The sequence below is a fragment of the Kitasatospora sp. NPDC003701 genome, assembly GCF_053587085.1.
Genome location: NZ_JBSFNM010000031.1, coordinates 81512 through 100137 on the forward strand (window position 1 = coordinate 81512; position 18626 = coordinate 100137).

Annotated in this window: 23 protein-coding genes; all 23 read right to left on the reverse strand. The window is 73.5% G+C overall.

What is annotated here, in order from left to right; genetic code table 11:
- Positions 1-58 precede the first annotated feature (58 nt).
- On the reverse strand, positions 59-559 hold the full coding sequence (locus ACWDRR_RS26180) for a hypothetical protein (RefSeq protein WP_449774669.1): 501 nt from the start codon (positions 557-559) through the stop codon (positions 59-61).
- On the reverse strand, positions 556-2712 hold the full coding sequence (locus tag ACWDRR_RS26185; protein WP_449774670.1) for a hypothetical protein: 2157 nt from the start codon (positions 2710-2712) through the stop codon (positions 556-558). The genes ACWDRR_RS26180 and ACWDRR_RS26185 overlap by 4 nt, the downstream gene beginning before the upstream one ends.
- Positions 2713-2985: 273 nt before the next feature.
- Complete coding sequence (locus ACWDRR_RS26190) at positions 2986-3816, reverse strand: GP88 family protein (RefSeq protein WP_449774671.1); 831 nt, start codon at positions 3814-3816, stop codon at positions 2986-2988.
- Between the two features lie 100 nt (positions 3817-3916).
- Positions 3917-5050, reverse strand: coding sequence for a hypothetical protein (locus ACWDRR_RS26195; protein WP_449774672.1), 1134 nt, complete (start codon positions 5048-5050; stop codon positions 3917-3919).
- Positions 5047-5214 (reverse strand): hypothetical protein, encoded by a 168-nt coding sequence (locus ACWDRR_RS26200; protein ID WP_449774673.1) that lies wholly within the window; start codon positions 5212-5214, stop codon positions 5047-5049. The genes ACWDRR_RS26195 and ACWDRR_RS26200 overlap by 4 nt, the downstream gene beginning before the upstream one ends.
- Positions 5211-5519: a hypothetical protein gene (locus tag ACWDRR_RS26205; protein ID WP_449774674.1), complete on the reverse strand. Its 309-nt coding sequence runs from the start codon at positions 5517-5519 to the stop codon at positions 5211-5213. The genes ACWDRR_RS26200 and ACWDRR_RS26205 overlap by 4 nt, the downstream gene beginning before the upstream one ends.
- Before the next feature lie 94 nt (positions 5520-5613).
- On the reverse strand, positions 5614-6024 hold the full coding sequence (locus ACWDRR_RS26210) for a hypothetical protein (protein ID WP_449774675.1): 411 nt from the start codon (positions 6022-6024) through the stop codon (positions 5614-5616).
- 188 nt (positions 6025-6212) lie between these two features.
- The gene (locus ACWDRR_RS26215; RefSeq protein ID WP_449774676.1) at positions 6213-6926 is read right to left on the reverse strand and encodes a hypothetical protein; all 714 of its coding nucleotides are present in this window, start codon (positions 6924-6926) and stop codon (positions 6213-6215) included.
- Positions 6927-7018: 92 nt separating this feature from the next.
- The gene (locus ACWDRR_RS26220) at positions 7019-7369 is read right to left on the reverse strand and encodes a hypothetical protein (protein WP_449774677.1); all 351 of its coding nucleotides are present in this window, start codon (positions 7367-7369) and stop codon (positions 7019-7021) included.
- 59 nt (positions 7370-7428) lie between these two features.
- Positions 7429-7719: a hypothetical protein gene (locus tag ACWDRR_RS26225; protein ID WP_449774678.1), complete on the reverse strand. Its 291-nt coding sequence runs from the start codon at positions 7717-7719 to the stop codon at positions 7429-7431.
- Positions 7720-7781: 62 nt separating this feature from the next.
- On the reverse strand, positions 7782-8198 hold the full coding sequence (locus ACWDRR_RS26230) for a hypothetical protein (RefSeq protein WP_449774679.1): 417 nt from the start codon (positions 8196-8198) through the stop codon (positions 7782-7784).
- Positions 8199-8371: 173 nt separating this feature from the next.
- Positions 8372-8731, reverse strand: coding sequence for a hypothetical protein (locus ACWDRR_RS26235; protein WP_449774680.1), 360 nt, complete (start codon positions 8729-8731; stop codon positions 8372-8374).
- A 165-nt stretch (positions 8732-8896) separates the two neighbouring features.
- Positions 8897-11125 (reverse strand): hypothetical protein, encoded by a 2229-nt coding sequence (locus ACWDRR_RS26240; RefSeq protein ID WP_449774681.1) that lies wholly within the window; start codon positions 11123-11125, stop codon positions 8897-8899.
- 93 nt (positions 11126-11218) lie between these two features.
- Positions 11219-11584, reverse strand: a complete 366-nt coding sequence (locus tag ACWDRR_RS26245; RefSeq protein ID WP_449774682.1) for a hypothetical protein — start codon at positions 11582-11584, stop codon at positions 11219-11221.
- A gap of 266 nt (positions 11585-11850) precedes the next feature.
- Positions 11851-12282: a hypothetical protein gene (locus ACWDRR_RS26250; RefSeq protein WP_449774683.1), complete on the reverse strand. Its 432-nt coding sequence runs from the start codon at positions 12280-12282 to the stop codon at positions 11851-11853.
- Between the two features lie 150 nt (positions 12283-12432).
- Positions 12433-13086 carry a hypothetical protein gene (locus tag ACWDRR_RS26255; protein ID WP_449774684.1) on the reverse strand — a complete coding sequence of 218 codons (654 nt, stop codon included), beginning with the start codon at positions 13084-13086 and terminating at the stop codon, positions 12433-12435.
- A 108-nt stretch (positions 13087-13194) separates the two neighbouring features.
- Positions 13195-13668 (reverse strand): hypothetical protein, encoded by a 474-nt coding sequence (locus tag ACWDRR_RS26260; protein ID WP_449774685.1) that lies wholly within the window; start codon positions 13666-13668, stop codon positions 13195-13197.
- A 198-nt stretch (positions 13669-13866) separates the two neighbouring features.
- Complete coding sequence (locus ACWDRR_RS26265; RefSeq protein WP_449774686.1) at positions 13867-14277, reverse strand: DUF6573 family protein; 411 nt, start codon at positions 14275-14277, stop codon at positions 13867-13869.
- A gap of 83 nt (positions 14278-14360) precedes the next feature.
- Complete coding sequence (locus tag ACWDRR_RS26270; protein WP_449774687.1) at positions 14361-15035, reverse strand: hypothetical protein; 675 nt, start codon at positions 15033-15035, stop codon at positions 14361-14363.
- An 85-nt stretch (positions 15036-15120) separates the two neighbouring features.
- Positions 15121-16026 (reverse strand): PP2C family protein-serine/threonine phosphatase, encoded by a 906-nt coding sequence (locus tag ACWDRR_RS26275; protein WP_449774688.1) that lies wholly within the window; start codon positions 16024-16026, stop codon positions 15121-15123.
- A gap of 153 nt (positions 16027-16179) precedes the next feature.
- Positions 16180-17244 (reverse strand): ArdC-like ssDNA-binding domain-containing protein, encoded by a 1065-nt coding sequence (locus tag ACWDRR_RS26280; RefSeq protein WP_449774689.1) that lies wholly within the window; start codon positions 17242-17244, stop codon positions 16180-16182.
- A 171-nt stretch (positions 17245-17415) separates the two neighbouring features.
- On the reverse strand, positions 17416-17805 hold the full coding sequence (locus ACWDRR_RS26285) for a DUF6409 family protein (RefSeq protein WP_449774690.1): 390 nt from the start codon (positions 17803-17805) through the stop codon (positions 17416-17418).
- Between the two features lie 115 nt (positions 17806-17920).
- A partial coding sequence (locus ACWDRR_RS26290) for a hypothetical protein (protein WP_449774691.1) occupies positions 17921-18626 on the reverse strand: 706 nt, incomplete at its 5' end.

Below are 18626 nucleotides of genomic sequence, written 5' to 3' on the forward strand. Positions count from 1 at the left end.
CCCTCGCGCCCGGTGCCCGCCCGACGCAGCCTCGGCCACCAGGCGCCGGGCGGGCCGGTCAGCCCGGCGCCTGGTGGCCGACCCGGCGGAGGTCCCCGGTGGAGTAGAACTCCCCGAGCAGCCGTGCGCACTCGCCCTCCGGCACACCGTAGGCCCCGAACTCCGCCGCGGCCGCGCGCACCTTCACCGCCGCCCGGGCCGCCTCCACCCGCGCCCGGTGGAGCCTCCCCCATGCCTTCATCGCCTCCACGACGTGCAGCTCGGCCAGCAGGGGGCCCATCTCCTCAGAGGCCAGGAGCTCGGCCAGCAGGGGCCCCAGCACGCTCCGCGCGTGCAGGGCGGAAACGGATCCGGCGGGACTCAGGGTCTCGTCCCACTCCAGCTCCCATACGCCGGCCGGACTCCTGGCGAAGAGGCACCTCAGCGTCAAGGAGACGCGGTACCGCACGCGCACCACCACCTCAACGTTCGTCCGCGTCCGCTGCTCCATCCAGCGCGGCAGGCGGATCGTCACCGTGGCATCGCGCCACGGCAGGGACCTGGTGATCGTCCCGGTCATTGTGCTGCTCCTCTCAGGCCACGCCGGACGCGGACGGCGCCGGGACGCCCCCGCGGGGCCCGCGGGGGATCACCTTGGCCGGCAGCGGGAGGCCGTAGGTCCGGAGCAGGGCGTTGAGCGCCTCCGGCCGCTCGGCGCCCGCCTCCGGGGTGACGGGGCGGCCCAGATGGTCCGTGACCGCGTAGAAGACTGCGGGGTAGTTGCCCAGGTACCGCAGCAGGCCGCCGAGGCCGGCGTGCTCGGGGAACTCGACCGAACTCGTGCAGGCGGCCGCGGGCCCGACGCGGCGGACCACGACCCAGGTCCCCCGCGGTTCGGTCCCGGTCCCGCCGGGCGCACCCTCCTCGTCGGCTGCGTCGCGGTCGGCCCTTCCCCCGGGCTCGGACAGCGGCTCGGCGTCCCACGGCGCGGGAGGGGCCGTGGCAGGGCCGGCCGCGAGGGCGGAGGCGCTCCGCACCGGCGGCAGCGGGCGTGCGGTGAGGTTGGTCATGATCTTCTCTCCAGGGTTCGGGTCGCGGACGTGCGGCGAGGTGAGTGCGGCCGGGGGCCGTGCCCCGGGGCCCGCGCTCGGCGGGCCCCGAAGACGGGGTCAGAACAGCGTCGGAGCCGCCTTGGTGACGACGGGGCCGGGCACGACCGTCCGCGCCGGGACGGGGACAGGCTCCGGCGCGGGGGCGGAGGTCGCGCGCGGCACCCGCCCGCCGAAGTCGCAGAACACCAGCTCCGCGCACCTCCCGGTAGGACGGCACGCCGCTGAAGCGGAAGGGGGCCGATTCCTGGGGGATGAGGAACACCCCACACTCCGCCAGCTCGGCGGCGACGGCCAGGGCGTGGTACTCGAAGCGGCGGCTGCGCACGCCCGGCCCGTCCCCGCTGCGCTCGACGAAGCCGTACGGGGGGTTGCTGATGACCATGTCGAACCGGCCCAGGTCGCTCGGCAGGTCGAAGATGTCCGCGCAGATCCACCGGGCCTCGGGCAGGACCTTGCGGCCGACCTCGACGTACAGGGGATTGCGTTCCACGCAGACCATCTCGCGGTCCGGCGCGGCCAGGTCGTTCATGCAGGACCAGGCGAGTCGGCCGATGCCCGCGCAGAGGTCCAGCACCCGTTGGACCTCCGGCCCGGTGGTCTCGATGGTGAAGGCTGCGGCCAGGCCGGGCGGGGTGAAGAACGCCCCGTCCAGGCTGTTGGACGCGGTGGACGACTCCTGCCAGTGGTCCAGCACGAACTCCCGCTCCCTGTGGGTGAGCGGCCGGTCGAGGTCGACCAGGCCCTGGGCCTGCTGGTGCAGCTTGGCGATGTCCTTGGGGAGCTTCGACATGGTGAGGGCCTTCCTCGCGGGGATGGGGTTCGATTGCCTTCCGGGAGCCACCCGGCCTGACAAGAGAAAGACTACCATGGAAAATGCATTGAAGTAAGTGGGCTGGCAGGTCCTGCGATGTCGGGGCGGCGGCCGGGCCGCCGCCCCTGCTTGTCGGCTGTCGTCGTCCGGGTCGTCGGCCGGCTCGGTCGCCGGCGTTGCCGGAGGGCGGTGCAGGATGGCGAGGATCGCCCGGGCTCGGTTGAGCGGAACCCCGGTCAGCTTGAGATCGGCCGACTCGGCCCCGTGGTTGACGCGCACCGTCCCGTAGCCGTAGGCGCGTTCGGCGTGGTGACGGCTCTCGGAGTGGAAGGAGCCGGCGCTCTGCTCGCGGTCCCAGTCATAGGTGTGCAGGGCGGGGAGGGCCTGCGTCAGTGTCCGCATGGCCTCGGTCCTGGAGAGACGCAGCCGTTCGGTATCGGCGACTTCGGCCAGGGCGCCGGGCAGCGCCGCCATGTAGTCCGGCAGCAGCCGCCGGTGGATGTCCCGCGCGATGTCCTGCGGCGCACGGCCGATGGACACCCCGATCGTGAACTGTGTGTCCCCGCTCCAGCCCAGCGGCATGACGCCGTGGACGGTCAGCCGGCCCCGGGCCTCGTCGTTGTAGCGGGCGTGCTCCAGCCGCAGCGCCAGCCCGGTCGGGTGGTACATCGTGACGGCGCCGTAGACCCAGCGTTCCACCTGGTGCCACCAGCCGGGTTCCATCGTAGGGATGGTGTCGAGGGCCGCGGTGACGCCGCGGCCCACCTCGTCGAAGCGGTGGGCGAGCTCCGCCTTCTCCGCATCGGTCATCAGCTCTCGCTCTCGTGGACGGCGGCCGGGCCGGGTTGGCCCGGCCGCCGGAGTTTCGGGGGGCGGTGCGGGCCGCCGCCGGGTGGGTTCGGCGGCGGCCCGCACCGGGTTCAGGGCCTGGTTCCCACAGGGCCCGGCTCGCTGCGGGCGTAGGAGAAGGGGCCGGACGGCCAGATGGCCGTGACGCGCTGGCCCAGCAGCAGGTCCATGAGGTCGGGATCCGGCTGGCCGGGGAGCAGCAGCGGGTGCTTGTTGGCATCCCCTGCCGGGCGGTCATGCCGCCGTGAGCGCGGCCCGCTTTCGGGCCCGTGCGTTCTTCGCCTGCCGCCGCTCGTCGCGCTCGCGCTGGAGGTCGCCGAACGACGCGGCGCCCACCAGCTTCGTCCCCCGGTTGGCGGGGATGCCGACCCGCCGGTCCCCGAGCACCGACAGGAGGTCGGAGGCGCTCTGGTCGCTGTAGCCGGCCGCCTCCAACGCCTCGACGGTGGGGAAGACGTCGGCGTGCCGCATGTGCTCGCGGTCCACCAGGTGGTCTTCCCTGCCGCCCAGACTCGCGCACCACAGGAAGTTCGCCGGACGGTCGGGCTCCACCAGTCGCAGGAACCGGGAGATGGACTTGGTGTAGCAGTAGAACCGCACGTGCGGGACGGACCTGGCGATGCGGAGCCACGCGAGCACGTAGCTGTCGCTGAAGAAGTCGCCGGCGTCATGGATGCGGACCCAGACGTTGGGGTCCCGGTATCGGAGCCCGCGCAGCTCCTGCCTCATTCGGCGCTCCCACTCCTCCGGCTTCTCCAGAACGAGTTCGAGATTCCGCACGTGGGCGGCCAGGACGTTGGGGAAGCGGCGGAAGGAGCTTCCGGGGGCGACCGCGTAGCAGAGCGGTCCGCCGCAGATCCCGGCCTGGGGGCAGGTGTTGAAGAACTTCCCGCTGGTCAGCTGCACGACCCATGCCGGGATGGTCCATGTGAATACACGCGGCTGGTCGGGTTCGTCGGTGCGTCGGCAGACGTCGGTGTTGTTCTTGGACAGGAGCTTGTCGGGCCAGGTCAGCCGGGACGGCGTGTCCACGGCCAGGCCGGGGATGGTCGGGGGTGTGTCCATGCCCACAGCGGTGCTCTTTTCTCGCGCAGTCGGATTCGATTGCCTTCCGGGAGCCACCCGGCCTGACAGAGAAAAGACTACCATGAATAATGCATTGAATCTATCCGTGTGGGCGCCCCCGGTACTCCTCCGTCAACGCCCCGGCCCCCTCCTCGAAGCGCTCCGCCGCCCACGTCGCCCACCGGACGGCGTGCTCCGCATTGCCCCGGTCGTAGCGCCTCGACTCCCAGTTCGGCCCCTGCGGGTCCGTCACGATACGCAGCAGCTCCTCCGCCAGGCCGGTGATCTCCCGCATGGCCGCCGCCGGGTCTCCGCTACGCCCGGCCTCGACCTCGGCCAGCAGCCCCAGGGCACGGCCGGAGGCCTCCGCGCACCCGGCCACCCGCGACAGCGACGACAGCTCGTCCGAGACGTTCAAGAGCCGGCGCTCCGAGTACTCCTCCGGGTACAGGACCCGGAACGGCACCGCCGGCAGGGCGGCCAGCACGGCCGCAGAGGGCCGGACGAACCCCCGCAGGCGCTCCGCGAACAGCACGTAGCCCTCGTGAGGCCGGTCCGCCTCCGCCGGTTCCAGGCGGTACGACACCCGCCCGTCGCGGTGCTCCTCCCGGCCGCACACCCGCCACGGCCGGCTCCACGCCGGGCCGTGCCCCGTCCCCGCCAGACGCACCACATCCAGCCGCTGAAGCTCCTCGCCCTCGGCCGCGGCCACCCACCCTTCCGGAGGCTCCTCGCGGCGCCGCTGCGCAGCGGCCGCCGCCGCGCGGGCGTCGACCGTCACTACGATGGCATCCGCGGCCTGCCACCGGGTGTCCGACGGCCCAGACCTGTCCCCGCCGTCGACCTCGTGCCACCAGTCGCGGGCCCCGCGCCACACTCGTCCGCGTTCGCGGCCGTCGACCGCCACCGGGTAACGGCTGTCCTTGTCGCGCCGGCCGATAGAAGTGCGGTCCTGGCGGGCGCGCAGCCGCTCGCGCTCGGCGGCGGTCTTCGCCGCATCGCGCCGCGCGAGCTCGCGCCGGGTCTGCTCCCCGGTCAGCGCCCCGCGGCGCGGCCCGATCCTGCCCATGGTCACCAGACCGATGCCCGGCCAGCCGGCATGGCCGCGCTGGTAGTCGTCCAGGGCCTGGAGCTCGGCGGCGAGCGCCGCGTCGTCCAGGCTGGCCGGTGCGGCCATGCCGACCGGCGGCTCCGGCAGGGCCGGGGCCGCCCTGTTCTTGTCGGCTTCGCTCACCGCTCGTCCTCCTTGGCGGGGTAGGCGTTCGCCGTGGCGCTGACGGACGCCTGGTAACCACGGCCGTTCAGTGCGGCCTCGACCAGGGCGACGACGTCGTCGGCCTCGTCGGCGCTCTCCAGGTTGGATACGAACATCTCGACGTTCGCGAAGTGGCTGCTCACGCGTCCTCCTTGACGCTCGTGCAACCGCGCCCCTGCTCGCAGGACAACGCGGCGGCGTTCATCTGGGCCAGGTTCTTCTCGGCCCAGTCGTAGGCGCGCTCCTGGTGGCTGGTGCGGCAGTCCATGATGTGGCCTCCGCCCCACTCCCTCGGCTTGCGCCAGTCGTACGTGTTGTCGTGCCAGGCAGTCCACAAGACCCGGTGCTTGGGGCACGCCGCGACGTGCTCGGGCATGGGCGTCGACGGACGGCCCGAGGCGTGCGCGATCGGATAGAGGCCGGCGCTCTTGAGCTGCTGGAAGTCCAATGGTTCTCCTGCCGGGATGGCGCGGGGGCAGGCCCGGGCCTGGTCGGTGCGGATCGGGCGGGGCCGGTCGACGACGCCCCGCCCGAAGGGGCGGCTACGGGCGGTCGGTGATGGTCCAGCAGAGGCGGAGGATCTCCTTGAGGCGCTCGGTGGCGTCGGCCCACTTGTGCTCGCCCGCCGCGCGTACGGCAGCAACCATGAGGCCGAGCAGGCGCGGGGGGACGGAGGCCACCAACGAAGGCCCGACGCCGATGTGCGGCAGACCCTCCCGCAGTGCCACCAGCTTCCCGACCGGGGACGACGGGTCCGGTTCACCGTCCGGGGGCCATATCTCGGCAACGGGTTCCAGCCCGGCCTCCCGCAGCTGTGCGCCGATCCCACCCCGGGCCACATCGAGGATCTCGGCGACGCTTTCGAGAGCGGCCGGGAAGAGGGACCGGTATTCGCGCTCGCTGTTGGACCAGGGCCAGGGGTCCGGGATCACGGGCCAGGAACTCGGGGGCACGGGGGTTCTCCGTTCGGTAGGTTCGAATGCCGCCGGGAGCCACCCGGCCTGACAGGAGAAAGACTACCATGAATAATGCATCAAAAGTAGTCCGGTGTCGTGGACGGACGGTGCGCGGCGGCCGGCGGGTTGCCGCTCGGCGCCCCTTGGCAACCCGTACGGGGCGCGGGCGCCAAGGGGCGGACGCGTCAGCTGTCCTGCTGCGCCTGGAGGGCACGCTGGATCCGCTGCACCGTCAGGACGTCGCTGCGCATCCTCGGGCCGCCGAGCTCCTGCCGGGCCGGGTTGTACGGGTAGACGCGGACCTTCGCGCCGAACCGGCGGGCGAGGGTGAGCGCGGTCCTCGCCAGGTCGACCTCATTCGGCAGGTCCTCCCAGCCGGGATCGCAGCTGAGGAGCAGGTAGCGACGCTCCGTTGTGCCGGGCAGGGCGGTCGGGACGAATCCCCACGTCTCCTCGAAGGCCTCCCAGTAGGTGTCGACGGCGGCCTGGGGGTGGGAGGCGTAGGGCTCGCGGTGGACGGCGGCGCCGGGCTCGCGGTTCATCCAGCTGATCCGGTGGGGCTTGTCCCAGAGGCTGGAGACGGTGAGGAGAAGGTCCTCCTCGGCGGTGACGGTCCACACCTCCGGTTCGGTCCATGGTCCGCCGTCGAGGGCGGGGTGCTCCTTGGGGCCGACTCCGGTGACCATGGCCGTTGCGGTGCCGTCGGTGTTGGTGCGCAGCCAACTGTTGTCGAGGCACCGGGTGAAGCCCGGGCCCGGGTGCCAGAGGGGGCCGTCCGTGAACGCCTCGCGCGGGAAGATCACGAGTGCGGCGACCATGCCGTTCCCGTAACGGTGCCGGTGGGGGTTCCAGGTGCGGCGGGCGGCGCGCTGGACGTGCCGGCGCAGACTGCGCTTCACGGGGTTCTCCTGGGGGTGGTGAAAGGGGTGGTCGAGGGTGGGGTGGTGGTGCTCGGTCCGGCCGCCTGGTGGCGGCCGGACCGGACGGCGGGTCAGTCCTCGCCGGGGCCGCAGACGCCCAGCGCGTACCACCACACCCACGAACTCCCGTCGACGTAAAGACGGGGGTAGTTCCAGATGTTCTGGTCCGGCTCGTTCATCCACCGGACCTGGTCGAGGGGCAGGCCGGGCATCTGCACCTCGGCGGTGCGGCCGTCGGGCAGGTTGAGGCGGAAGGCGTATCGGCCCTGCCCGTAGTCGTCGTTCGGGGTGGCCAGGAAGCCGGTGGCGATGATGCCCCGGTCGGCCAGGTCCTCGACGAACCGGGTCATGTTCTCGTCGGCGGTGCAGCGGTCGGCGCCCGGTACGGGTCCGGAGCCGGGGTTGATGATGATGACGGGCACGGGTTTCCTTGCGGTACTGGTGCGTCCTGGGGCCGGGGCGCGGCTGACGGGGGTCGCCGTTACGGGTTGGCGGGGTGTTCGGCCTGGCCGGAGGGGGTGGTCTTCTCATCGGCGGACGGCGGGTTCTCGGTCCTCGCCTGCTCGTAGGCTGCGATGATCGCGGGCAGGGCGTGGGCGAACGCGTTCGTGTCCCAGTAGCCGGGGAAGTAGCGGGCGCTCGTCGCGCATGAGGCGGGCCACAGCGAGCAGCTGCACAGGTCCTTGTGGTAGTGGTCGTTCAGGGCCTTGTTGCCGGCGTCGATGAGGGTGTCGAGCAGCTCGGGGGGAAGGGGAAGCGGGAGGCGGGGCATCGGGTTCCTCGTCGTGCGGTGTCGGGGACGGGCCGCCGCCGGTGCGGCGGCGGCCCCGGGGCTCAGCGCGGGATGCCGGTGAACTGCCAGCTGTCCAGCAGCGCCCGCTTGGTGCGGTGCACCGCCGATTCCCAATCGCCCTGGCTTCCGGCCCACACGGCCTGGCTCAGCGTGCTGACCAGGCGTTCGGCGGATCGAAGCTCCGGTTCCGGGGCCTGGGTGCAGGTGTCCAGGAGGGTGCGCAGGTCGCGGTACAGGGCGATCCACTGACCGGCGGGGGACTGCGGGTCGGGCCCCACGCCGAGCGGCCACCGGGCCGGGGCGGGCTCGATCTCGGGGCCGGTCAGCCGCTCGCCCCAGCCGGGCCGGGCGGCCTCCACGAGAACCGCCACGGCCTGCACCGCTGCGGGGAGCAGCACGCGGTACTCGGCTTCGCGGTTGAGGTGCGGCCAGCGGTCGGCCGGGTTCTGGTACGCCATGATCGGGGTCCTCTCGGTGCGGTTCGATTGCCTTCCGGGAGCCACCCGGCCTGACAACAGAAAGACTACCATGAATATTGCATCGAAGGTAGCCGTCCGGACCCTGACGGGTGCGGTGGGTGGCGGCTGCTCCTCCCAGCGGCGGGGCGGCCGGGCCGCCCCGCCGCTGGGGGTCACGTGCGGGTGTAGACCTTCCCCTCGGCGTCGATCCCGTGGGAGTCGCCTTCGTCGTCGTGACCCGCGTGGTCCTCCAGCAACGCCGCGGCGGTGCCGCTCCGTCCGTAGGCGCGCAGGAAGGTGCAGAAGGCCTCCGCCTCCCCGCAGTTCAGCCCGGCGGAGCTGTCGCTCACGTCGAGGAGCAGGTAGCCGTCGCCGATCGCGTCGGCGAGCTCCTGGGCGGCGCCGATCTGCTCGGCGGTGATGACGGTGTGCTCGGCGCCCCCGCAGTGGGGGCAGTGGAAGGACTCGGTCGGGCCGTCGACGGTGACGACGGCGCAGCACTGGCCGCAGTATGCGGCGTTGGTGGTGGCCACGGGTGCCCACCTTTCATGGTGTACGGAAATGCGTCGGCGCGGGCGCCTGCGGGCCGATGACTCCCGAAGGCATTCCGACTGACAAGAGAAAGTCTACCATGAAGAATGCACTCAAAGGGGGTGGGGTGCCTTACGCGCGCCCCACCCCGCCCGGTCAACGGCCGGTCAGTCCCGGGCCACCGGCGCCGCCGGTTCCGGCCGCCCCGGCCCGCCGACCAGCTCACCCGGCCGCGCCTCGGCCCCCTCCCGGGTCTCCTGCATGATGATGAGCAGGACGTCGCGGACCGTCGGCCTGATCCGCCCGCCGCGCGGACCGGACCGGCCGTCGGCCCACCGCGCCGCCCCAAGCTGCTTCCTGACGGAGTACTGGCCGCGTTCGGGCAGCCAGATGAGTTCGAACACCCAGAGGCCGGCGTCCGTCGTCCCCGCGATGCGCACCACCAGCATCTGACCGTCCGTGCCGGTACGGCAGGTCATCCGCCAACCGCCCTCGGCCGCCGCCGCCCAGAGCTCGGCGACCGACCGCGGGACGCTGTGGATCGGGTTCCACTGGCCGTGCTCGCCGACAGGCGCGACCGTGCCGGCGGCGGCCCGCCGGCGGGCAAGCCGCCGTGCCAGCGCGGCCTCCGCCACGGCCCGCGCCTCCTCCCGGCGCCGCTGCTCCTCGGCATCCCGCGCCGCCCGCTCCTCGCGGCGCCGGGCAGCTTCGGCCTCCTGCCGCGCCCGGTCCTGCCGGGCCTCGTCGGGCTCGGCCGGGGACAGCCGGTCCACCAGCACCTCCCACGGGACGGTCCCCGCCGGGCCCGTCACCCGGAAGCGGCCCCGGCCGCGGTAGGCCACGATCCGCCCCGCGTACGGGACCGCACCCGGCTCGTCGTCCGCCGGCTGGGCCCACACGTCGGCGCCCCGGGCGAAGCGACCGCGCCCGTCCTCCTCCTGGCCGTCCTCCTCGGCGTCCCGCCGCGCCAGGAAGTCCCATCGCGCCCAGTCCGCCGACTCCTCGTCCTCCCCGGCCTGCCGCGCCGCCTTGTAGACCTCTTCGCCGGCGCGGTGCCGTGCGATGCGCTCGGCCTCCATCCGCTCGCGTACGGCATCGTGCCGCTCGCGCCGGCGGCGCAGCCCGTGGTCGATCAGCAGCAGCCGCCGCAGCGCCGTCGCCTCCTCGACCGCTCCGGCTCGCTCCCACAGCTCCAGCGTCACGAAGTCCTGGAGCACGTCCAGCGACAGCCACAGGTTCCACCCGCGGTCGACCAGCGCGGACCACACCCGCACCGCCGCCTGGTGGCCCTCGCCGATGCGACGACGCGCGCCCGGTGCGTACAGCTCCTCACCGCGCCGCGACTCCTCCTCCAGCTTCCCCGCCCGCCCCTGCTGCGCCTGGTCGCCGCCGGCCCGCAGCAGCGCGGCGGCCGCCGCCCCGAGCGCGTACACGGCCCGGTTGGTGTCCCGGTCCAGGGCCATGCTCGCGCCCAGCTCGGCGCGCGGGTCCGCGCCGGGGTGGAAGGCGTCGTAGCCCTGGAGGTACGTCATACCGGGCCGGTGGCGCTCGGCCCACCACTGGCCGAACTGGCGGGCGGGCACCTCGTAGGCCTGGACGACCGTCCGGGCGAATTCCTCGGCGGTGCCGTTCGGGTTGTCCGCCCGCCAGGCGGTCTCCTCCGCCTCGTCGGTCTCCAACTGCGCGGCGACGTACGGCGCGCACAGCTCCTCGGCCTCCGCGTCGAGCGCGGCGTTCCGCGCCAGACGGGCTGCGTCCTCGCAGGCCTTGGCCAGCGTCCGGGCCTCTTCGGCCATCTCGAACGCGCCGCGGGCCCCGGCCTCTCCCGACTCCTCCGCCAGGACACGGGCGGCCTCCTCGGCGTCGCGCACGCGCTCGGCCTGCGCCGTGACCACGTCCAGGGCGACCGCCGCCCATGCCGCGCCCGCGGCCCGCTCCTCCTGGAGCCGGCGCTGGACGCCGCGGACCTCGCTCGCGTGCCCGGCCGCGGCCTGGTGCTGCTCGTCGGCGTCGGCGCTCCACTGCCCGGCGCTGAGACCGTGGTGGGTACGGCCGGCCTTCTCCGCGGCCGCGTCGATCATCACCGGGGCGAAGCGCTCCAGGAGACTGCCGACCTCCCGCCAGCCGAACGGGTCGGCGATCGGCCGGCCGTCCTTGCGCAGGATCGCGTTCCGCCAGCGCAGCGCGTGCGCCTGGTCCTCCTCCCAGCAGCAGACCACCTCGACGGCCATGGACTCGCGGTTGTGGCGCACCTGGGCGGTGAGGCGGACGGTGACGCTCCCGGTCTCGCGCTCGGTGCTGACCGTCCAGCCGGCGGCGCGGGCGCGCTCGGTCAGCCGGACGGCGTTGCGGGGAAGGCCGGCCGTGCCGGCGGGGGTGCTGTTCTGGGTGTTCACGGGGGCGCCTTTCTGGCGGTGATGGTCGGTCGTTCAGCGGCCGGGCGGGCGGGGGTGCCCGCCCGGCTTCCGTACTGCGGGGGTGTGGGGGCGTCAGCCGTCGGCCGGGGCCGGGCCGCGCTCCCCGGGAGCGGTGTCCAGCTCGCCGTACAGGGCCTCTTGCAGCTCGACGGCCGGAACGCTGTCGCGCCCCGGCGCCTCCAGCGCGATCCGCACCCGCCGCAGCCGCTCGTGCAACTCCCGGGCGGCCTCCCGCGACGGGCGGCCCAGAGCCTGCTCCCACGCCCGAACGGCCTCGGCCTCGGCCCACTTCACCCGCCGCTCCGCGAGCGCCAGGCGTTCCAGCAGCTCGGACAGTGGCAGGTCCAGGAACTCGGCCGGATACGGGGCCCCGGCCGCGTCTCGGCCCTCGGCGGACCCGGTACGGGAGGGGCGGATGCTGTCGGGCTCGGCCTGCATGGTGCCTCCTGGCAGTGGGATGCGGGTGGTGGACGGACCGGCCGGGTCGCGGAAGCGAGTCGTTGGGCCAAGGCCCGGGTCGCGTGTCCGGCCCGGCCGGTCCGGGGCCCCGCAGCTGTTCCCGGGTGCCTCGACCTCCGGGGAGGAAGGGACCGGTTGCCCGGTCCTGGCGGGATCCGGCGACGCTGCGGGGCGGTCTGGGGGGCGCCCTCCGGGGCGGCGGGTGCGACCGCCGCCCCCGGGGCGTCAGGTGTCGAACGGGAAGATCAGCAGCCCAGGAGCACTGGGGCCCGTACGCCCTTGGTGCTTTCGGTGATCACGACCAGCGGCACACCCCCGTCGTGGCCGAACGTGACGGTCAACTGCACGGTGCGACGCCAGGCCGTGGTACGGGACATGTACTCGAAGCCGAACTGCACCGGCGCGTCGTCGTCCCGCTGCGCGGACACCACGGCCTGGTGCGCCTCCCGCAGCAGGGTCTCCAGGCGTTCGGCCTCGACGGCCGCAGCGCCTTGCCAGGCCACGCAGTCGGCGACGGACAGGTCCAGTGCCACCGGCCACTGGAACCGGGCCTGACGCTGCGCCTCCTCGGGCACCCGGACCAGGGTGCGGCCGGTGAAGTCCTCGGCCACGGGCGAAGACCTGATCGGGTCGCCGTAGTACTCGGTCAGCTGGGCGTAGGTGATGGTGCTGGTCATGGGTGAGCCCTCTTCCGGTCGCGGTCCGATTGCCTTCCGGGAGCCACCCGGCCTGACAAGAGAAAGACTACCATGAGCAAGACATCGAAGGTAGTCGGTGGCCCGGCCGTTGAGGTGGTGGCGGCCGGGCCCCGCGGCGGGACGGGACACCTATGCGGGCCTGCCCGTCGGCGGCGTTCGATCGGGGTAGACGCCGTACGCGTTGCCGGCCTCGTCGCGCTCCACCCTGCGGAACGGGTGGTTGCCGTAGGGGGCGGCCTCCGCGATGTGCTGCAGCAGCTCGAAGGGGACCGCCTGCCTCGTTTCGGGGTCCAGGTCCTCCAGGGCCTGGGGGTCGTGGACGCCGACCCACCACGCCCGGCCCGCCGCCTCGGCGTCCAGCCCCCGGGCCGCCAGCGGCGGATACCCGTCGGCGAAGCCCATGACGACGGCGAGCAGGTGGTCCGCGTGGCCGGGAGGCAGGCTTTCGGGCGTCAGCCCGGGTGTGCCCGCAGGGCGGCGGCCGGCGGCCCCGGGACTTCCGGGCGGGGCCGGCGGCCGGGACGCCTGGTCCAGGGCCCCCGCACAGAACGCCCCGACGAACGGGAGGTGCTGGGAGATCAGGATCTCCGATGTGCCGGCGCAGCCCACCTTGACCCACGGCTGGGCGAACCACCGCCGGGTCTGGCCGCAGTGCGCGCCGCACAGCAGATAGTGCTCGGTGCGGTCGTCGAACGTGCACGTGAGCCCCCGGGTGGGCGGGTTGCCGCAGCGGCGGCGTGCCGGGCCGATGATCGTTTGGCAGGTGTACCGTCTCGCGGACATGTGCGCTACCTGTTCCTTGTCCGAAGGGGCCGGTGTCGCCGCCGGCGGAAGTCCTACGGCTGCGCCCGTGGCCGCCCCGCAGGGCGCGGGGCGGCCACGGGCGGGCGGTCAGCCCAGCGGTGGGGACCCGTAGAGGGACCGCTCCACGGCGGCGGCGGCCTCGCCGAACCCGTAGCAGTTCACCTCGTGCCCGCAGCCGACGCAGCGCTGATCGGCGTAGCGGCACCGGCACGGGTCGACGTCCTCGACGGGGAAGATCTTGCGGCGCAGGTCGAATCCGTGCCCGTCGTCGTACGCGGTTCGGGCGATGGTCTCCACGACCGTGTTCCGCCACGCCCGACCAGCGTGGTACTGGCGCGGGTCGTCCCCGAAGGTGACGTACAGGTCGTGCCACGTTCCCTCGTAGATGGGGTCCCACTCGGCGGCGTCCGCACGCCACCGGGCGCCGATGGCCACCAGCCGCCCGTCCGGCGCCAGCGCGAGCAGGGTCGCGTCGGCCACGCCGGGGGCGATGGCGAAGTTGGCGCCCAGCGGGGCGGTGACGTAGCGGTCGGGGGCTTCGGCGGTCACGGTCTGCGGCATGGTCGTTCTCCTGGTGGTCGTGAGGGGCGGGTGGCGGACTCCTGGTCCGCCCGGCATCCGGGCCGGGGTGGCCCCGTCTCGGGCCGCCCCGGCGGGCGCGTCAGTCCTCGTGGGGGAACATCACGGTCATCACCGGCCAAGGCCGTCCGATGGGTCACGGATCCGGGGCGCAGCCGAAACCACGCCCCGGACGGTCCATCAGTCCTCGTGGAGGAACACCACGGTCATCACTCGCTCGCGGTCATCACCGATCCCCCTAATCGCGACCAGCTGCGTCTCCCGGCCGGTGCCGGGGTTGTCGACCTCCTCGAAGATGAAGGTGAAGGCCACGTTGGGATGGGTCCTCCCCTGCCCCATGGACGACCGGACGGCGGAGTTCGCCCTCTGCAGCAGTGTGTGCAGGCGCGACGTCTCCATCTCCTGGTCGCCGTTCCACGTGACACACCGGGCGTGAACCATCTCCGACAGCGCCGTCGGCCACCCGAGCCCGGCCTGACGCTGCGCCTCCTCGGGCACTGCGACCAGGACGCCGTCCGCGATCGCCTCGGCGCGGCTGTAGGTGGCGATGGGCCCGCCCTCGTCCGTCGGGTTGGTGGTCTTGTCGCTCATGGGAATGTCCCCTCTCGTGCGGTTCGAATGCCTTCCGGGAGCCACCCGGTCCGACAAGAGAAAGACTACCATGAAGAATGCATCTAAGCCAGCTGTGTCCGCAGCCGGACGGCCGCGCACTCCAGGATCCGCCACACGGTGAACGGGTCCCCGACCTGGCCATAGGGCCGGACTGCGGCCCTGCCTCCGAACTCCCGGACCACCAGCGCGGCGGCATCGATCACCTCGCGCTCGTTCGGCCCGTCCGGGTGCGCGGGCAGGCACGGCAGCAGCAGCGACCACCGGCCGTCGGGCTTGCGCGCCGGCCGGAATCCCCACCGTGCGGCGAACGCCTCCCAGTACTCCGCGGCTGCGGCCGCGGGGTGGCCGGAGAGCAGCTCCCGGCCGACGCGGATACCGGGGGCCCAGCGCAGTTCGGTGACCCGGGCCGGCTGTCCCCACAGGAACGCGGGCCGCTCCGCGTCCGCCGGGCCGGTAACGGTCCACACCTCCGGGCCGTCCGGCACGCCCGCGACGCGCAGCGGCAGCTGCGCACCGGCCACGACCATGGTGGTGGCCTCGGGGGTGCGGCGTATCCAGGACTGCCCGGCCCGGCAGACCTCGAAGCGGTCGCCCGGGCTCCACGCCGGCGCCCGCGGGAAGGCGCCTTCGGGGAAGGTGATGCGGACCGCGGCGGCGCCGGCGTTCTCACCGCGGCGGGCAGGGTCCCAGGTGGCCAGGACGGCGGCCATGACGGCCTTCTCAAGGGTGCGCTTCATCGCGGCTTCTCCTCGGACTGATCGGTGATGGGTGGCCGCCGGGCGCTGCCCGGGTGCCCGTGCGGGACGGGCACCCGGGCAGCGCTCAGGCGCCCTTGTGGATGCGGCGGCCGGGCGGCTGGGCGCAGGTCCGGCAGCGCTTCACCATGCGGGAGGTCCAGGGCGACCGCACGGTGACCGGGTCGGCGGGGTGCGGGGTCTCCTCGGCGGCGTCGCAGCCGGAACAGCTGTCCCGCATGAACGCGCGGCCGTGGGCGCACAGCACGCGCCTGGCACTGGCCTCCGCCGCCGGGGCGTCCGGGAAGTCGACGACCATGCACGTGGCGTTGTCCCGGTGCTCTCCGCCCAGGGCGAGCGCCAGGCTCACCAGGTGCTTCGCGCACCCGGCGGGGTCCAGGGCGGCAAGCTCCGCGCCCAGGTCGCGCCCGGCGTCCTCGATCGGCTCGTAGCAGCCATCGGAGGCGAGCAGCAGCCGCGCACCGGAGTAGCCGTACACGGCCGTCCGCTCCGGCTCCATCGCGGCCCCGGCGTCCGGGTGGCCGAGACAGCGGGTGACGCGGTTGCGGGACCACCACGGCGCCTGGCCCCCGGCGGCCTCGATCTCGGCCCGCAGGTTGTGATCCGTGGTCAGCCGCTGAAAGTGACCGTCCGGGGACAGGAGGTAGGCGCGGCAGTCGCCGATCCACGCGACGCGCAGCAGCTGATCCGGCCCCGTCACGGCGGCGACGGCGCACGCCCCCGGCGCCCAGCCGGCCTGAGCGGTGAGCTCGTTCTGCACCTGGGTGACGGCCTCCTCCGGCTCCAGGGAGCGGGCGGTCAGATCGGCCAGACGCCGGGCCCGGGCGCGGGTCCACTCCCGGACCTGGTCACTGGAACCGATCCCGTCCAGCAGGACGAAGGCGCGGCCGCCGTCGCCGGTGGACCGGGTGGCGGTGGCGTCGCACTGGTGCGAACGGGTGCCGATGTGCTGAGCGGTGGCGTGGGTGGGCACGGGGCTCTCCAAGCTGGGGCTGTTCGGTGGGTGACTGCCGCCCCTGCCGGGCGCCCCTGCCGGGCGGCGGGGGCGCCCGGCAGGGGCGGGGCCGTTGACGGCGGCCGGGAGGTGTCGGGGGGTGGGGCCGCTGGGCCCCACCCCCACGGGCCGCTAGAGGGCGGCCAGGGCGGCCAGGTCCGCCAGCGCGGGCTCGGGGGCGCCCGGGGCGGGCGTCTGAGCGGTCTCCATGGCGGCGGCGGCCTCGGGGCTCTCCCGGAACTCCAGGAAGGCGCGGAAGGCCTTGCGGACGTTCTCGGCGGTCGCGATCAACAGCCGCTCGACCTCCTTCGACTCACCGCCCGCCCATCCGCCGATGTACGGGGCCACCTTCACCGTGGCGTCCACGCCGTAGAACGCGGCGACCATGTGGGCCACGGAATCGGCCTCGGTCTCCATCTGCCCCCGGTGGCGGAAATACCCGTCCATGTCCTCGGTGTGACCGCACGCCACGTGACCGGCCACCTCGTGAGCCAGCGTCACGGACGCCTGCGCGGGCGTCACCTTGTCGCTGATCCGCACCGTCTTCGTGGACGGCCGCGCGTAGCCGCGCGCACGCCCGGTCTCGCCGGTCTCCACCCGGTAGCCGTGGTGGACGGCGTAGGCCTCCAGGGCCTGCCACATCTCGGCCGGGGCCTCCCCCGGGGTGTCCGCGCCGAACCGCTTCACCGGCTGCGGAAGGGCCGGGGTGATGAAGAACAGGCCGTCGTTCCTCTCCGGGTCCTGCCACTGCCACGCGGGCTCGGTCTGGCTGACGTCGAACACCGGAACCAGCTTGAACAGCGTGCGCTTCTTCTCGTTCCCGTCCTTGTCCGTGGCGACCTCGCCCGTCTCCTGGTCCTTCTTCTTGACGGTCATCGGGGCCCAGATCCGGATGGACTTCTCACCCTTGACGACCTGGCGGCCCTGCTTCTTCCACTCCCCGAAGCCTGCGACGGCCGTTGCCTGCGGGCACTGCATGAAGATCATGAACATGTTGTTCGCCGAGTACCGGCCGATCTCGGTTCCGGCGGCCTTGGCCATCTGGTACAGCATGGCCGTCCAGCCCTCGGAGGTGACCAGGCCCATCACGGCGGCGGACAGCCGGTCGTGCAACTCCTGCGCCAGCTGCTCGCGCTCGGCGGCCTTGGCGGCCTTCTCGGCCTCGGTGAGGGTGCTGCGACGGGTGCGCTTGGCCATGATCGTTCTCCTTCTGTCGCGGTTCGATTGCCTTCCGGGAGCCACCCGGCCTGACAAGAGAAAGACTACCATGAAGAATGCATCGAAACTAGTGGGGTGGACCGCCGGGCACAGGCCGGACCGTTGGCGCGACGGGCGCGGACAGACGGCCGGCCTGCGTCCGGCGATCCGTCAGCGGCGCTGCTGCGCGCGCTTGGGCTCCAGCGCTTCGCCCGCCTGGCGCCGCACCTCGGCCGCCGGGTCGAACCCGTGGGTGCCCGCCACGATCCGGCGCAGCGACTTGTCCGAGAGGGCGCTCAGCGGCCAGAAATGGGTGATCTCGCGCGGGAAGCTGAGCGACACGGTGGCGTCGTCGCCCAATCGGGCCGGGCCCTCGGTGTCGTAGAACCACACGACGTAGGGCGCGGTGGAGTCCTGGCCGAACCGACTCAGGACAACCGCCCGGGCCGTCCCCATCCGCCTGAGGCCGGCTTGCACGCGTTCGCACTCGACGACCATTCCGGGTGCCAGGACGGCGGGGGCCGCTCGGTTCATGGCCACGGCAATGGGGGGCTTGGACATGGGGATCCTCAGGATTGTGGGAGTTGACGGCGCGCCCCGGCGGCGCGCCGGCCTGGACGGCGGCCGGGCCGGGGGCCGGTGGGGCGCGCCCGGACGGCGCGCCCCACCGGGGGAATCAGGCGACGGCGGCCTTGCGCGGCCGCTTGGCGAACCCGTACGTGGCGTCCTTGGGCGACACCTCCACGTCAGCGGTGAACCTCACCCGCTTGCCCTGGAAGGACCGCGCGGGCCCGTCGCCGAGTGCGCGGAGGAGTGCGGCCGGGACCGTGCTCCACACCCGCCACCCGGCCTCGCCACGGACCAACATCTTGTAGCGGCCAGCGGACCCGAAGTCCGCTTCGTCGTAGCGGGCGTGAACGATCTCCCCCTCGATCTCCAGCGCCTTGCCGGTGGGCACGGGGGCCGCCGTGGCGGCCTCCTCGCCGCGCCGCTGCTGCGCCTGGGCGCGGCGGCGAGCGTACTCCATGCACCGCCCCACCGCTGCTTCCTGGCGCACCGTCAGCGGCCGCAGCTGCGCCACCTCGCGCGCCATGTTCGCCACGAAGTCGTTGTCGTGCGGCCCCTCGGCAAGGTAGGCCAGCAGCTCCGCGCGGCCCGGCTCGGCGGCGCTCCACGCCTCGAACGCCCGCTGCGCCCGCGTCCGCGTGGCGGCCTCCTTCTTCGCGCGCTTCTCCTCCTCCCGGGCGACGCGGGCCCGGTAGGCGGTGACGGCCCGTTCCGTCTCCTCCCGCGTGGACTGTGCCCCGAACGACTTGCCGTGGTTCGCCCCACCGCACGAGCACGAGCACGACGGGCCGACGGCGCCCATGCAGCTCGCGTCG